This is a genomic window from Streptomyces sp. RPA4-2, from assembly GCF_012273515.2.
Taxonomy (GTDB): domain Bacteria; phylum Actinomycetota; class Actinomycetes; order Streptomycetales; family Streptomycetaceae; genus Streptomyces; species Streptomyces kaempferi.
Map to the genome: position 1 here is coordinate 6,777,771 of NZ_CP050975.2, position 14,671 is coordinate 6,792,441.

The 14,671-nt window shown below is 72.2% G+C and carries 9 protein-coding genes and 1 pseudogene; 7 read left to right on the forward strand and 3 right to left on the reverse strand.

The annotated features are described in order from the left end of the window. The first annotated feature begins 160 nt into the window (after positions 1–160). Positions 161–1,636 carry a 3' terminal RNA ribose 2'-O-methyltransferase Hen1 gene (locus tag HEP85_RS29690; RefSeq protein ID WP_168530628.1) on the forward strand — a complete coding sequence of 492 codons (1,476 nt, stop codon included), beginning with the start codon at positions 161–163 and terminating at the stop codon, positions 1,634–1,636. Continuing rightward, positions 1,633–4,182 (forward strand): polynucleotide kinase-phosphatase, encoded by a 2,550-nt coding sequence (locus tag HEP85_RS29695; RefSeq protein WP_168530629.1) that lies wholly within the window; start codon positions 1,633–1,635, stop codon positions 4,180–4,182. The genes HEP85_RS29690 and HEP85_RS29695 overlap by 4 nt, the downstream gene beginning before the upstream one ends. A 171-nt stretch (positions 4,183–4,353) precedes the next feature. Here the strand turns inward: HEP85_RS29695 and HEP85_RS29700 are convergent. Both HEP85_RS29700 and HEP85_RS29705 read right to left on the reverse strand, forming a co-directional pair. Next, positions 4,354–5,247, reverse strand: a pseudogene (locus HEP85_RS29700) (hypothetical protein). Next, positions 5,244–6,287 (reverse strand): SPFH domain-containing protein, encoded by a 1,044-nt coding sequence (locus HEP85_RS29705; RefSeq protein ID WP_168530631.1) that lies wholly within the window; start codon positions 6,285–6,287, stop codon positions 5,244–5,246. Before HEP85_RS29705 ends, HEP85_RS29700 begins: the two are co-directional and overlap by 4 nt. Positions 6,288–6,450: 163 nt before the next feature. Between HEP85_RS29705 and HEP85_RS29710 the strand changes: the two genes are divergently transcribed. The 3 genes from HEP85_RS29710 to HEP85_RS29720 all read left to right on the forward strand — a co-directional run bounded on the left by HEP85_RS29710 (position 6,451) and on the right by HEP85_RS29720 (position 10,695). Beyond that, positions 6,451–7,674: an arginine deiminase gene (locus HEP85_RS29710; protein ID WP_168530632.1), complete on the forward strand. Its 1,224-nt coding sequence runs from the start codon at positions 6,451–6,453 to the stop codon at positions 7,672–7,674. A 287-nt stretch (positions 7,675–7,961) separates the two neighbouring features. Next, entirely contained in the window at positions 7,962–8,969 is a 1,008-nt protein-coding gene (gene argF, locus HEP85_RS29715; RefSeq protein ID WP_168530633.1) for an ornithine carbamoyltransferase, read from the forward strand. 151 nt (positions 8,970–9,120) lie between these two features. Next, positions 9,121–10,695, forward strand: coding sequence for an amino acid permease (locus HEP85_RS29720; protein WP_168530634.1), 1,575 nt, complete (start codon positions 9,121–9,123; stop codon positions 10,693–10,695). Here the strand turns inward: HEP85_RS29720 and HEP85_RS29725 are convergent. Next, positions 10,652–11,107 carry an ATP-binding protein gene (locus HEP85_RS29725; RefSeq protein ID WP_168530635.1) on the reverse strand — a complete coding sequence of 152 codons (456 nt, stop codon included), beginning with the start codon at positions 11,105–11,107 and terminating at the stop codon, positions 10,652–10,654. The two genes, HEP85_RS29720 and HEP85_RS29725, sit on opposite strands and share 44 nt — an antisense overlap. A gap of 352 nt (positions 11,108–11,459) precedes the next feature. Between HEP85_RS29725 and HEP85_RS29730 the strand changes: the two genes are divergently transcribed. Both HEP85_RS29730 and HEP85_RS29735 read left to right on the forward strand, forming a co-directional pair. Further along, entirely contained in the window at positions 11,460–12,287 is an 828-nt protein-coding gene (locus HEP85_RS29730; protein ID WP_168530636.1) for an enoyl-CoA hydratase family protein, read from the forward strand. Positions 12,288–12,397: 110 nt separating this feature from the next. Continuing rightward, on the forward strand, positions 12,398–14,665 hold the full coding sequence (locus HEP85_RS29735; protein ID WP_365220938.1) for a bifunctional salicylyl-CoA 5-hydroxylase/oxidoreductase: 2,268 nt from the start codon (positions 12,398–12,400) through the stop codon (positions 14,663–14,665). Positions 14,666–14,671: the final 6 nt, after the last annotated feature.

Here is a 14,671-nt window from a genome sequence, read left to right on the forward strand (position 1 = left end):
CCGAGGGCACGGCATGGCCCGCTCTTCCCCTGTCGCGGTTCACCGTCGACCGGCACCGGACACCCGGAGCACACGCACTCGGAGCACGCGTTCCCGGAGTGCGCGGTCACGTCCGTACGGAAAATCCGCGACTCAGATGACGTTTCGAGGAAGACCCACAGTGTTTCTGACGATCAGCACCACCGGCGACCCCGAACGCCCCGCGACCGACCTCGGATTCCTGCTGCACAAGCACCCCGACAAGGCGCAGGTGTTCTCGACCTCCTACGGCACGGCGCACGTCCTCTACCCCGAGGTGTCCGCCGAGCGGTGCACGGCCGCGCTGTTGCTGGAGGTCGACGCGGTGGCGCTGGTCCGGCGCGGCAAGGGCAAGGGGCGCGGCGGCGCACCCGACGCCGCGCTCGCGCAGTACGTCAACGACCGCCCGTACGCGGCCTCGTCCCTGCTCGCCGTGGCGGTGAGCGCGGTGTTCTCCAGCGCGATGAAGGGACAGTGCGCCGCGAAGCCGGACCTCCCCGCTCGTGCGCTGCCCCTGCGGATCGAGGTGCCCGCGCTTCCCGCGCGAGGCGGGACCGACCTCGTGCGCCAGCTGTTCGAGCCGCTCGGCTGGACCGTGGGCGTCGAGGCCGTGGCGCTGGACACCCGGTTCCCCGAGTGGGGTGCGTCGCGGTACGTCCGCCTAGTCCTGGAGTCGGACCGGCTGACGCTCGCCGAGGCACTGCGGCACCTCTATGTCCTGCTTCCCGTGCTCGACGACGCCAAGCACTACTGGGTGTCGTCCGACGAGGTCGACAAGCTGCTGCGGGCGGGCGAGGGCTGGCTGGCGGACCACCCCGAGCAGAAGCTGATCACCAGCCGGTACCTCTCCCGACGCTGGTCCCTGACGCGTGAGGCGATGGAGCGGCTGGAGCTCGTCCGGCTCGCCGAGACCGACGACACCGAGGTCGAGGACATCGACAACGCGGTCGACGAGGAGACCGACACCGAGGACAGGCCGGTGCCGCTCGCCGTGCAGCGGCGGGACGCGATCCTCGCCGCGCTGCACGCCCGTGGCGCCGGCCGGGTCCTCGACCTCGGCTGCGGGCAGGGGCAGTTGGTGCAGGCGCTGCTCAAGGACGTGCGGTTCACCGAGATCGTCGGGGTGGACGTGTCGATGCGCGCGCTCACCATCGCCGCGCGCCGGCTCAAGCTGGACCGGATGGGAGAGCGGCAGGCCGCACGCGTACAGCTTCTGCAGGGCTCGCTCGCCTATACCGACAAGCGGCTCAAGGGGTACGACGCCGCCGTGCTCAGCGAGGTCGTCGAACACGTCGACCTGCCCCGGCTGCCTGCCCTGGAGTACGCGGTGTTCGGCTCCGCGCGCCCCAGGACCGTCCTGGTGACCACCCCGAACGTCGAGTACAACGTCCGCTGGGAGACCCTCCCGGCCGGACACACCCGGCACGGCGACCACCGCTTCGAGTGGACCCGCGAGGAGTTCCGGAGCTGGGCGCGCGGAGTGGCCGAACGGCACGGCTACGAGGTGGAGTTCACTCCCGTTGGTCCCGACGACCCCGAGGTGGGGCCGCCGACCCAGATGGCCACGTTCTCCCTGAACACCACCACCCAGGACACGAAGGAGGAGAAGGCCGCATGAGCAGCGAACACACCACCCAGGGGCGGGTCCTGCCCGTCACCGACCTCTCCCTGGTCGTCCTGATCGGCGCGTCCGGATCGGGCAAGTCGACCTTCGCCCGCAGGCACTTCAAGCCGACCGAGGTCATCTCCAGCGACTTCTGCCGGGGCCTCGTCGCCGACGACGAGAACGACCAGAGCGCCAGCGGCGACGCCTTCGACGTCCTCCACTACATCGCGGGCAAGCGGCTCGCTGCGGGCCGGCGCACGGTGGTGGACGCGACGAACGTCCAGCAGGAGAGCCGTCGTCAGCTGATCGAGATCGCCAGGAAGCACGACGTGCTGCCCATCGCGATCGTCCTCGACGTACCCGAGGAGGTGTGCGCCGGACGCAACGCGTCCCGGACCGACCGGGCCGACATGCCACGCCGTGTCATCCAGCGGCACATCCGCGAACTCCGGCGCTCCCTGCGGAGCCTGGAGCGCGAGGGCTTCCGGAAGGTGCATGTGCTGCGCGGCGAGGCGGAGATCGAGGGCGCCGGGATCAGCACCGAGCGGCGCTTCAACGACCTGACCCACCTGACCGGTCCCTTCGACATCGTGGGCGACATCCACGGCTGCGCCTCGGAACTGGAGACCCTGCTCGGCAAGCTGGGCTATGCCGACGGTGTGCACCCGCGGGGCCGTACGGCCGTCTTCGTCGGCGACCTCGTCGACCGGGGACCGGACACGCCCGGCGTGCTGCGCCGCGTGATGTCCATGGTCGGGTCCGGCAACGCGCTGTGCGTGCCCGGCAACCACGAGAACAAGCTCGGCCGTCACCTCAAGGGCCGCAAGGTCCAGCACACCCATGGACTCGCCGAGACCGTCGCGCAGCTGGCGGGGGAGAGCGAGGAGTTCCGGGCACAGGTGAGGGAGTTCGTCGACGGTCTGGTCAGCCACTACGTCCTGGACGGCGGACGGCTCGTCGTCTGCCACGCCGGTCTGCCCGAGCGGTACCACGGCCGCACCTCGGGCCGGGTGCGTTCGCACGCGCTGTACGGCGACACGACCGGGGAGACGGACGAGTTCGGCCTGCCGGTGCGGTACCCGTGGGCGGAGGACTACCGGGGCCGTGCGGCGGTCGTCTACGGCCACACCCCGGTGCCGCAGGCGACCTGGCTGAACAACACCCTCTGCGTCGACACCGGTGCCGTCTTCGGCGGCAAGCTCACCGCGTTGCGCTGGCCGGAGCGCGAGCTCGTCGACGTACCCGCCGAGCGGGTCTGGTACGAGCCCGCCAAGCCGCTGGCCTCCGAGGCGCCCGGCGGACACGAGGGGCGTCCCCTCGACCTCGCGGACGTGCACGGCCGGCGGGCGGTCGAGACCAGGTACGCCGGGCGGGTCGCGGTGCGCGAGGAGAACGCGGCGGCTGCCCTGGAGGTCATGAGCCGCTTCGCGGTCGACCCGCGGCTGCTGCCGTACCTCCCGCCGACGATGGCGCCGACCGCGACGTCCCGGGTGGAGGGCTATCTGGAGCACCCGGCGGAGGCCTTCACCCAGTACCGGGAGGACGGGGTCGCCCGGGTCGTGTGCGAGGAGAAGCACATGGGCTCGCGGGCGGTGGCGCTGGTCTGCCGGGACGCCGGGGTGGCGCGCGAGCGGTTCGGGGTGGCAGACGGGCCCACCGGGTCGCTGTACACCCGTACCGGCAGGCCCTTCTTCGCCGACACCGAGGTCACCGAGGAGATCCTCGGACGGCTGCGGGACGCGGCGGCGGCCGCGGGTCTGTGGGAGGAACTGGGGACGGACTGGCTGTTGCTCGACGCCGAGCTGATGCCGTGGTCGCTCAAGGCGTCCGGACTGCTGCGGACGCAGTACGCGGCTGTCGGCGCCGCGTCCGGTGCGGTGTTCCCGGGGGCGCTGGCCGCGCTCGAAGGGGCGGCGGCACGGGGTGTCGACGTGCGGGACCTGCTGGGCCGGCAGCGGGAACGGGCCGCCGACGCGGCGGCGTTCACCGACGCCTACCGGCGGTACTGTTGGACGACGGACGGCCTGGAAGGGGTGCGGCTCGCGCCCTTCCAGATCCTGGCGGCGCAGGGGCGCAGCCTGGCCGCGCTCCCGCACGACGAGCAGCTCGCGCTGATCGACCGGCTCGTCGAGCACGACGCGAGCGGGCTGCTCCAGACGACCCGGCGGTTGTTCGTCGAGACCGGGGACGCGGAGTCCGTGCGGGCCGGTGTCGACTGGTGGCTGGAGATGACCGGGCGCGGCGGCGAGGGCATGGTCGTCAAGCCCGTGGAGGCGGTCGTCCGGGGCGCACAGGGTCGGTTGGTGCAGCCCGGTGTCAAGTGCCGGGGGCGGGAGTACCTGCGGATCATCTACGGACCGGAGTACACCCGGCCGGAGAACCTGGCGCTGCTGCGGGGGCGGTTCCTCAACCACAAGCGGTCGTTGGCGATCCGGGAGTACGCGCTGGGGCTGGAGGGGTTGGAGCGGCTGGCGGAGGGGGAGCCGTTGTGGCGGGTGCATGAGGCTGTGTTCGGTGTACTGGCGCTGGAGTCCGAACCGGTGGACCCACGTCTGTAGCCGTTCCCTCGCCCCCGCCGCCCCTGCCCGACCCGTCCTGTCCTGGGGGCTGCGCCCCCAGACCCCCGCTCCGGCCTTAAGGGCCTTGTCCTCAAGCGCCGGACGGGCTGACATAGCCAGCCCGTCCGGCGTTCGAGGACGAGCGCTTCGGGCGAGCGGGGGCGAGAACCCTCAGGTCAGCAGTCGCAACCTGACCCCCGCCACCCCCACCCGCACCGTCTGCCCCCACACCAACTCCACCGCGTCCCCTCCATCCCGTCCCCGAACGCGATCAGCCGATCGGACTCGACGGTGAGCGACAACCGCCCGGACCCCCCGAGCTCACCGGCCACCAGCGACGTACCCGTGACCGGCGACGGCCAGGCCTCCCGGACGAACCAGATCAGCCGTTCGTCCGTGGGGCGGGGTAGCGGCAACGCGCCGCCCCGCCCCTGCCACACCGAGCGGAGCCACCCGCTCGCCCCCCGTCCCGGTGCCCACCAGCACCCCGGACGAGGCCTGGGGCTCGACGGCACCCCCGTACTCGTCGAGCCCCAGCCGATAGCGGGCCGTCTGATGGCCCGCGGCTCCCAGATAGATCTCGTTGAGCGCCAGCAGCCGCTGCGTGTCGTCCGCGACCGCCTCGACCATGGTCAACTCGTCGGCCGGGCCCCCGTGCGCCGACGCGAGCAGGGCGCCCGTGTCCCGGGGCCGATGCCGCACCAGCACACCCGGATTGCGCCCGGGATCGGTGTCGATCCCGATCACGGGCTGCCCGGACAGGTACTTGGCGACATTGGCGACCAGCCCGTCCTGTCCCACCACGACCACGACGTCCTCGGGACCGAACAGGAACCGGTCCAGGTCGCCGCGCTCGACCCTGGCCTGACGCCATGTCAGCGGCACCGCCGACGCGACCTCGGCCAGCGCCCGCCGGTTCCGGCGGCTGCGCTCCGCGACCTCCTCGATGTCCCGGCCGCGGGAGGTGAGGAAGAACGCCGCCTGCCCGTGCGTCCCGTGCCGGGCCACCAACTCCTCGTACTCCGTGGTGCGATGGACGAGCACGACCCGCGGGGCGAGACTCACGCCGGCTCTCCGGGGGTCCCGCCGAGCCGCGAGAGCAGGCCGGTCAGGACGTCGGGCGACACGGTGACGCTGTCGATGCGCGGCAGGTTCTCGGCGAGCCGCGTGCCCGTCAGGGCGTGCAGCGTGGCCACGTCCACGTCCGAGTGGACCCGCAGCCAGGCGGCCTGGGCCACGGCCCGCGCCTCGCCGACCTCGCGCGCGGCCTGCGCCTCGGCCTGGGCCAGACGCACCACGCGGGTGCCCTCGGCGTCCGCCAGGCGGACCGTCCGTGCGGCCTCCGCCCCGGCCCGCACCGCGTCCGCCGCCGCGTGCTCCTCCGCCTCACGCCGCGCGTTCGTGCCACGCTGGTCGACCAACTGCTCCTCGCGCCGGGCGAGTTCGATCTGACTGGCGAGCTCGTTCTCGGCGATCGCCCGCTCCCGCTCGACCGCGACGGCCCGCCGTTCGTACGTCGCCCGGTCGGCCTCCTGCTGGATCTGCTCGCGGGCAGGGGTGCGCAGGGCCCGCTCCACCTCGGGCTCGGGGCGCAGCGCCACGACACGTACGGCCACGACCTCGATCCCCGTGGAGGGAAGCCGGGGTTCGGCGGCCAGGCCGCCCGCGATCCGTTCGCGCACCGAGGCGACGCCGTCCATCAGGGCCGCCGCCAGGGGCGTACGGGCGAGTACGTCCAGGGCGTGCTGCTGGGCCGTCTCGGTCAGCAGCGTCCCCAGCTGTTCGAGGGGCGCGCCGCGCCAGGCGCCCGTGTCGGGGTCGATGGAGAAGTCCAGGCGCGCTGCCGCGACCCCCGGGTCGCTGATGCGGTAGGTGACGGTTGCCTGTACCGCGACGTCCTGGAAGTCGGACGTACGGGCGTGGAAGGTCATCGCCAACTCGCGGTCGTCCACCGGGACTTCGGAGAGCACGGCGGTCAGGGAGCGGTACCAGAAGCTGAGCCCGGGGCCGTCGTGCACGAGGTGGCCCGACCGGTGGTGGCGGACGTGGGCGGTCGGCGCCCCGCGCAGATGGCGCCAGCCGAGACGCCGGGTGATGTCGGCCATGGGTACCCCCTTGTCGCCGGGCGGTCCCGGCGACCCTTCGTTCCTTATTGTCGTCAGTGAGACGATAATCGGGCTTCGGGTTATCGTCAAGAGGACGAAATCAAGTGGCCCGGGTCGGCCCGATCCGCGGGTGAACGGGCGTCCGGATGGTCAGGATGGAGACATGGGATTCCATGTCGACTCCGAGGCCGGGCGGCTGCGCCGCGTCATCCTGCACAGGCCTGATCTGGAGCTCAAGAGGCTCACCCCCAGCAACAAGGACGCGCTGCTCTTCGACGACGTGCTGTGGGTGCGCCGGGCCCGTGCGGAGCACGACGGGTTCGCGGACGTGCTGCGCGACCGGGGGGTCACCGTCCACCTCTTCGGTGACCTGCTCGCCGAGACGCTGGAGATCCCGGCCGCCAGATCGCTCGTCCTGGACCGGGTCTTCGACGAGAAGGAGTACGGGCCGCTCGCGACCGACCACCTGCGGGCCTCCTTCGAGACGCTGCCCGCCGACGAGTTGGCCGCCGCGCTCGTCGGCGGCATGACCAAGCGGGAGTTCCTGGACGTCCATCCCGAGCCCACGTCCGTGCGCTTCCATGTCATGGACCTCGACGACTTCCTGCTCGGTCCGCTGCCGAACCACCTCTTCACCCGGGACACCTCCGCCTGGATCTACGACGGGGTCTCCATCAACGCGATGCGGTGGCCGGCCCGGCAGCGCGAGACCGTGCACTTCGAGGCGATCTACCGGCATCACCCGCTCTTCCGGGACGAGTCCTTCCATCTCTGGTCGGAGGGCCAGGCGGACTACCCGTCGACCATCGAGGGCGGTGACGTACTGGTCATCGGCAACGGCGCGGTCCTCATCGGTATGAGCGAGCGGACCACTCCCCAGGCCGTCGAGATGCTCGCGCACAAGCTGTTCGCCGCCGGCTCGGCCCGCACCATCGTGGCGCTCGACATGCCCAAGCGGCGGGCCTTCATGCACCTTGACACCGTGATGACCATGGTGGACGGCGACACCTTCACCCAGTACGCGGGGCTCGGCATGCTGCGCTCGTACACCATCGAGCCGGGCGTGGGGGAGAAGGAGCTGAAGGTCACCGACCATCCCCCGGAGCACATGCACCGTGCGATCGCCGCGGCGCTCGGGCTCACCGAGATCCGCGTCCTGACCGCCACGCAGGACGTGCACGCGGCCGAGCGCGAACAGTGGGACGACGGGTGCAACGTCCTCGCCGTCGAGCCGGGTGTCGTGGTCGCCTACGAGCGGAACGCGACCACCAACACGCATCTGCGCAAGCAGGGCATCGAGGTCATAGAGATCCCGGGCAGTGAGCTCGGCCGCGGCCGGGGCGGCCCCCGTTGCATGAGCTGCCCGGTCGAACGGGCACCCGTATAGGCTCCGGTGCCGCTCGGCTGCCGGAGCGGTACCCCGCCCGCGTCGGGCCTCCGGGCCGCCGACGCGCCCGCGGTGCCCTCCGGGCCCACCGCCGCGACTGCGGACGGCCGGGTCCGGTTCCGCCGCGTGCCGGTCGCCCCGGCCCGTGCCGAGCGGCTCCGCCGTCATGGTCGCCAAGGGCGTGCCGACCACACCTGCTCCGTATAGAAATGTTGAGCATCGTATAGAATTCCAAAAGACCCCGCCCGTATGACCTCTTCCGTCCCCCAGTCCCCAGGAGCGCCCCCATGGCGACAGTCCCGACCGCCCTCGCCGGCCGCCACTTCCTCAAGGAGCTGGACCTCACCGGAGAGGAGTTCCGCGGTCTGATCGAGCTGGCCGCCGAGCTGAAGGCGGCCAAGAAGTCCGGGACCGAGACCCCGTACCTGCGCGGCAGGAACATCGCGCTGATCTTCGAGAAGACCTCGACCCGTACCCGCTGCGCCTTCGAGGTCGCCGCCGCGGACCAGGGCGCCTCGACGACGTATCTGGACCCGTCCGGCTCGCAGATAGGCCACAAGGAGTCCGTGAAGGACACCGCGCGCGTCCTCGGCCGGATGTTCGACGCGATCGAGTACCGGGGCGACAGCCAGGCCTCGGTCGAGGAGCTGGCCGCGTATGCCGGCGTGCCCGTCTACAACGGTCTGACCGACGACTGGCACCCCACCCAGATGCTCGCGGACGTCCTCACGATGACCGAGCACTGCGCCAAGCCCCTCGACGGGATCGCCTTCGCCTATCTCGGTGACGCCCGTTTCAACATGGGCAACTCCTACCTGGTCACCGGTGCGCTCCTCGGCATGGACGTCCGCATCGTCGCCCCGCGGGCCTACTGGCCGGCCGACGAGATCATCGCGCGGGCCCGCGAACTCGCCGGGACCAACGGCGGCCGCGTCACCCTCACCGAGGACGTGGGCGAGGGCGTCCGGGGCGCCGACTTCGTCGCCACCGACGTCTGGGTGTCCATGGGCGAGCCCAAGGAGGTGTGGGACGAGCGCATCGGCGCCCTGTCCCCGTACGCCGTGACCATGGACGTGCTGCGTGCCACCGGCAATCCGGACGTGAGGTTCCTGCACTGTCTGCCGGCCTTCCACGACCTCGGCACCAAGGTCGGCCGCGAGATCCACGCCACCCACGGTCTCGACTCGCTCGAAGTGACCGACGAGGTGTTCGAGTCGCCCCACTCGGTCGTTTTCGACGAGGCGGAGAACCGGCTGCACACCATCAAGGCGGTCCTGGTCGCGACCTTGGCCTGACCGGTATCGCCGCAGGCCATATCCTGACCGGCGGTCCGGAGCCACCCCTTCCGCGGCCGCCACGCGACTCTACCCCGGGCACTCGGCTCCGCCCGAACGGGGGGACACCCCACCGTCGCACCCCGCACCACCGGAAATGAGCACCACCCGCATGCCCGCTCCACGCACCACCCGCACGCCCGGAACCCCCCACGCGTCCCCGGCGTCCCGCACCACCACCGAGGCCCCCGCCGCGTCCCGCGCTCCGGGCGCGACCCGGACCCCGGGCACCGCCCGCGATCCCCGGGCTCTGCGGATCAAGTCCCCCGCGCTCCTCGTCGCCGAATCCGGCGCCGACCGCGAGGGCCACGGCCTCAAGCGCACCATGGGCCTCTTCCAGCTCATCTGCTTCGGTGTCGGCGCGATCGTCGGCACCGGGATCTTCGTCGGCCTCTCCGACTCGGTCGCGCAGGCCGGACCCGCCGTGGTCGTCTCGTTCATCCTCGCGGCGATCACCTGCGTCTTCACCGCCTTCTCGTTCGCCGAGCTCGGCGGCGCGATCCCGGTCTCCGGATCCTCGTACTCCTTCGCCTACGCCGGGCTCGGCGAGGGCACGGCCTTCCTCGTCGGCTGGTGCCTGCTCCTGGAGTACGGCGTCTCCGTGTCGGCCGTCGCGGTCGGCTGGAGCCAGTACGTGAACGAACTGCTGCACAGCCTCACGGGCACGCAGCTCCCGGCGGCACTCTCCGCCGGGCCCTCCGACGGCGGAGTCGTCAACCTTCCCGCGGTCATCGTGATCGGGCTGGCCGCGGTGCTCCTGGTCCGCGGGGTGCGCGAGAGCGCCCGCGCGACCGCTGCCATGGCCCTGCTCAAGCTCGTTGTGCTCGTCGCCTTCTGCGCGATCGGGTTCAGCGCCTTCAAGGACGGCAACCTCACCCCGTTCTCACCGGCCGGTCTCGGCGGCATCGGGGCGGGCACCACGGCCGCCTTCTTCTCGTACATCGGCTTCGACGCGATCACCACCGCCGGCGAGGAGGCCAAGAACCCCCGCCGTGACATCCCCGTCGCCATCCTGATCTGCATCGGCCTGGTCACCCTGCTCTACTGCGCCGTCGCCCTCGCGGCGATCGGCGCGGTCGGCGGCGACGCGGTGGGCGGCAGGCCGGCCGCGCTCTCGTACGTCGTCGACGTGGTCACCGGTTCCACGATCGGCGGCGCGGTCGTCGCGTTCGGCGCGGTCGTCGCCATCGCCTCGGTGGTGCTCGCGGTGATGTACGGACAGACCCGCATCCTCATGTCCATGTCCCGCGACGGACTCGTCCCGCGCGTCTTCGAGAAGATCTCGCCGAGGACGTCGACACCGGTCGCCGGAACCCTGATCGTCGCGCTCGTCTTCGCGGTCCCGGCCGCCTTCGCCTCCCTCGACGCCGTCGTCAACCTGACGACCATCGGCACGCTGGCCACCATGGCCGCCGTCAATGTCGCGGTGATCGCACTGCGCAGGCGGGAGCCGGGTCTTGCCCGTACGTTCCGGGTGCCGCTCTACCCCGTCGTACCGCTGCTCGGCGTCGGCTTCTGTCTGTATCTGATGTACGAGACGGGCTGGACGACCTGGATCCAGTTCGCCGGGTTCCTGCTGGCCGGCGTCCTCGTGTACGTCCTCTACGGGCGCCGTCGCTCGCTGCTCGCCCGCCCGGCCGGGGTCACGCCGGCAGCCGCCGCTGAACCGGCGCCACGGGAAGCCTGAACCAGACCGCCTTGCCGGAGTCGGTCGGGCGGTGACCGCAGGAGGAGCTGAGGGTCCGGATCAGCAGGAGGCCGCGCCCGTGCTCCTGCCAGGGGTCGGGAGCCTCGGCCGGTCCGGGGGCGGTGAGATTGCCCGGCGGCGCCGGGTCGGGGTCGTGCACCTCGACCCGGCAGCCGGTCGCCATCAGTTCCACGACCAGTTCTATGGGACCGTCCCCGGCGGTGTGTTTCACGGCGTTGGCCACCAGCTCCGCGGTGAGCAGCTCCGCGGTGTCGCTGTCGGCCGAGTGCTCCAGCTCGGCCATCGCGGTGCGGACCAGGGCGCGCGCCACCGGCACGGCCGCTGCGGTGTGCGGCAGCGCGATGCGCCAGGAGGCGGGGGCGGGGGTGTCGTGCAAGGCGGGTCCGTTCATGGAGCAGGCTGTCCTGCTTTCAACTTTAGGAAGGGTACGGCGTGGCCGGGCAGAGGCGCTCGGCGGGCGCTTCGCGGGACGTTCGGCAGGGTCCTCCCGGGACGTTCGGCGGGCATGAGGGTGCGTACCCAGGTCAACGGCTCGCCTCCCGCGACGCGCTCCTGTCGTTACGGGCCTATCGCGGTTCCGTTACTCCGTGACGGGCCAGGAGCGCGGGCGTCGGACGGCGGTCGCTTCACGCCAGGGTTATCGCGCACTCGTGACGACAGTCACGGACAGGTGATAACTTCGTGAGGGAGCGCGGGCGGTCCCGCCGCGCAGACCGCCGCCCCGCCCGAGGAGGCCGTCCGTCATGAGTCCCTTCACCGGCTCAGCCGCCCGCACCTCCGACTGGCGGCACCTGAGGTGCGAGTTCGCCGACGGGGTCGCCACGGTCACCCTGGCCCGGCCCGAGAAACTCAACGCCCTCACCTTCGGCGCCTACGCCGACCTGCGTGACCTGCTCGCCGAGCTCTCCCGGGAACGGTCGGTGCGTGCCCTGGTGCTGGCCGGCGAGGGCCGCGGGTTCTGCTCGGGGGGCGACGTCGACGAGATCATCGGCGCCACGCTCTCCATGGACACCGCCCAGCTCCTCGACTTCAACCGGATGACCGGACAGGTCGTGCGCGCCGTACGGGAGTGCCCCTTCCCGGTGATCGCGGCGGTGCACGGCGTGGCCGCGGGCGCCGGAGCCGTGCTCGCGCTGGCAGCCGACTTCCGGGTGGCCGACCCCAGCGCCCGCTTCGCCTTCCTCTTCACCCGCGTCGGACTCTCCGGCGGCGACATGGGCGCCGCCTATCTGCTGCCCCGCGTCGTCGGGCTCGGCCACGCGACCCGGCTGCTGATGCTCGGCGACCCCGTGCGCGCGCCCGAGGCCGAACGGATCGGCCTGATCAGCGAGCTGACCGAGGAGGGGCACGCCGACGAGGCCGCGCGGGCGCTGGCCCAGCGTCTGGCGGCCGGGCCGGCCCTCGCGTACGCCCAGACGAAGGCGCTGCTCACCGCCGAACTGGACATGCCGCTCGCCGCCTCCGTCGAGCTGGACGCCTCGACGCAGGCCCTGCTGATGAACGGCGAGGACTACGCCGAGTTCCACGCCGCCTTCACCGAGAAGCGCGCGCCGAAGTGGCGGGGGCGATAGCCGTGGTCACCTCGCGCGATCCGGGCGCCCCGGAACCGGCCGGCGCCGTGCTGCCGCGCGCGGGCGCCGCGCTGCCCGCGCCGGCCGTGACCGGGCGGCCCGGCGCGCCGCTGCGTGTCGCCGTCGTCGGCGGCGGTCCCGGCGGACTGTACGCCGCCGCCCTGCTCAAACGGCTCGACCCCGGCCGTGAGATCACCGTGTGGGAGCGCAACGCCCCCGACGACACCTTCGGCTTCGGCGTCGTCCTGTCCGACGAGACGCTCGGCGGCATCGAGCACGCCGACCCGGTCGTGTACGCGGCGCTCCAGGACGAGTTCGTGCGCTGGGACGACATCGACATCGTGCACCGGGGTGTCCACCACACCTCCGGGGGCCACGGCTTCGCGGCGCTCGGCCGGCGCCGGCTGCTGGAGATCCTGCACGAGCGGTGCCGCTCGCTCGGCGTCGAGCTGCGCTTCCGGGCCGAGGCCCCGGCGCCGGCCGAGCTGAGCGGGGCGTACGACCTGGTCGTCGCCGCCGACGGGGTGCGCAGCCTGATCCGGGAGGCGTACGCGGACGTGTTCGGGCCGTCCGTGGAGGAACACCGGTGCCGCTACATCTGGCTGGCCGCCGACTTCGCCCTCGACGCCTTCCGCTTCGAGGTCGCCGGCACCGAGCACGGGGTGATGCAGCTGCACGCCTACCCGTACGCGGCCGACGCCTCCACCGTCATCGTCGAGATGCGCGAGGAGGTGTGGCGGGCCGCCGGGTTCGCCGACCTGGACGCGCAGGAGTCCGTCGAGCGGTGCGCCAAGATCTTCGCCGACGCCCTGGGCGGACGGCCGCTGCGGTCCAACAAGTCGGCGTGGACCACCTTCCGCACGGTGGTCAACGACCGCTGGTCGCACGGCAATCTGGTGCTCCTGGGCGACGCCGCGCACACCGCCCACTTCTCCATCGGCTCGGGCACGAAGCTCGCCGTCGAGGACGCCCTCGCCCTCGCCGCCAGTCTTCAGGAGCGGTCCACGATCGACGAGGCACTCGCCGCGTACGAGGAGGAGCGGCGCCCGGTGGTCGCGTCCACCCAGCGCGCCGCCCGCGCGAGTCTGGAGTGGTTCGAGAACGTGGGACGGTACGTCGACCAGCCGCCGCGCCAGTTCGCCTTCAACCTCCTCACCCGCAGCCGCCGGGTCACCCACGACAACCTGCGGCTGCGCGACGCGCACTTCACTACCGCGGTCGAGCGCGAGTTCGGCTGCCCACCCGGCACGCCCCCGATGTTCACACCGCTGCGGCTGCGCGGACTGACCCTGCGCAACCGGGTCGTGGTCTCCCCGATGGACATGTACTCGGCCGTGGACGGCGTACCCGGCGACCTCCACCTCGTGCACCTGGGCGCGCGGGCGCTCGGCGGCGCCGGCCTGGTGATGACCGAGATGGTGTGCGTGAGCGCCGAGGGCCGTATCACGCCCGGCTGCGCGGGGCTCTACACGCACCGCCAGGCCGATTCCTGGCGGCGGATCACCGGCTTCGTGCGCGCGCAGGCACCCGGCACCGCCATCGGCGTCCAGCTCGGCCACGCCGGCCGCAAGGGCTCCACGAAGCTGATGTGGGAGGGCATCGACGAGCCGCTGGAGGAGGGCAACTGGCCCCTCGTGGCCGCGTCCCCGATCCCGTACGGACCGGACAGCCAGTCACCCCGCGAGCTCTCCCGCGCACAACTGACCGACATCCGGGAACAGTTCGCGGCCGCCGCCTGGCGTGCCGCGCGCTGCGGCTTCGACCTCCTCGAACTGCACTGCGCCCACGGCTATCTGCTGTCCGGCTTTCTCTCGCCACTGACGAACCTGCGCACCGACGCCTACGGCGGCTCACTGGAGCGCAGACTGCGCTTCCCGCTGGAGGTCTTCGACGCCGTACGGGCGGTGTGGCCGGAGGAACGTCCCATGACCGTCCGCATCTCCGCCACCGACTGGGCCGAGGGCGGCACCACCGGGGACGACGCGGTCGCCATCGCGCGGGCCTTCGCCGCGCACGGCGCGGACGCGGTGGACGTGTCGACGGGCCAGGTGGTGGCGGACGAGCGGCCCGAGTACGGACGTTCGTACCAGACGCCGTACGCCGACCGGATCCGCCACGAGACCGGCCTGCCGGTGATCGCCGTCGGCGCGATCTCCTCCTGGGACGACGTCAACTCGCTCATCCTGGCCGGGCGCACGGACCTGTGCGCGCTCGCCCGGCCGCACCTCTACGACCCGCACTGGACACTCCACGCGGCGGCCGAGCAGGGGTACGAGGGTCCGGGCGTCGCCTGGCCGAAGCCCTACCGCGCCGGCAGCAGGCGCCCACAGACCGGACGCACCGACGCCCCCAAACCCCGCCTCTCACTGGAGACTTGAGGCCGG

Excerpts from the sequence above, each read along its gene's own strand:
- HEP85_RS29695 (WP_168530629.1), top strand. The coding sequence starts at position 1,633 with ATGAGCAGCGAACACACCACCCAGGGGCGGGTCCTGCCCGTCACCGAC.
- HEP85_RS29705 (WP_168530631.1), bottom strand. The coding sequence starts at position 6,287 with ATGGCCGACATCACCCGGCGTCTCGGCTGGCGCCATCTGCGCGGGGCG.
- HEP85_RS29710 (WP_168530632.1), top strand. The coding sequence starts at position 6,451 with ATGGGATTCCATGTCGACTCCGAGGCCGGGCGGCTGCGCCGCGTCATC.
- argF (WP_168530633.1), top strand. The coding sequence starts at position 7,962 with ATGGCGACAGTCCCGACCGCCCTCGCCGGCCGCCACTTCCTCAAGGAG.
- HEP85_RS29720 (WP_168530634.1), top strand. The coding sequence starts at position 9,121 with ATGCCCGCTCCACGCACCACCCGCACGCCCGGAACCCCCCACGCGTCC.
- HEP85_RS29725 (WP_168530635.1), bottom strand. The coding sequence starts at position 11,107 with ATGAACGGACCCGCCTTGCACGACACCCCCGCCCCCGCCTCCTGGCGC.
- HEP85_RS29730 (WP_168530636.1), top strand. The coding sequence starts at position 11,460 with ATGAGTCCCTTCACCGGCTCAGCCGCCCGCACCTCCGACTGGCGGCAC.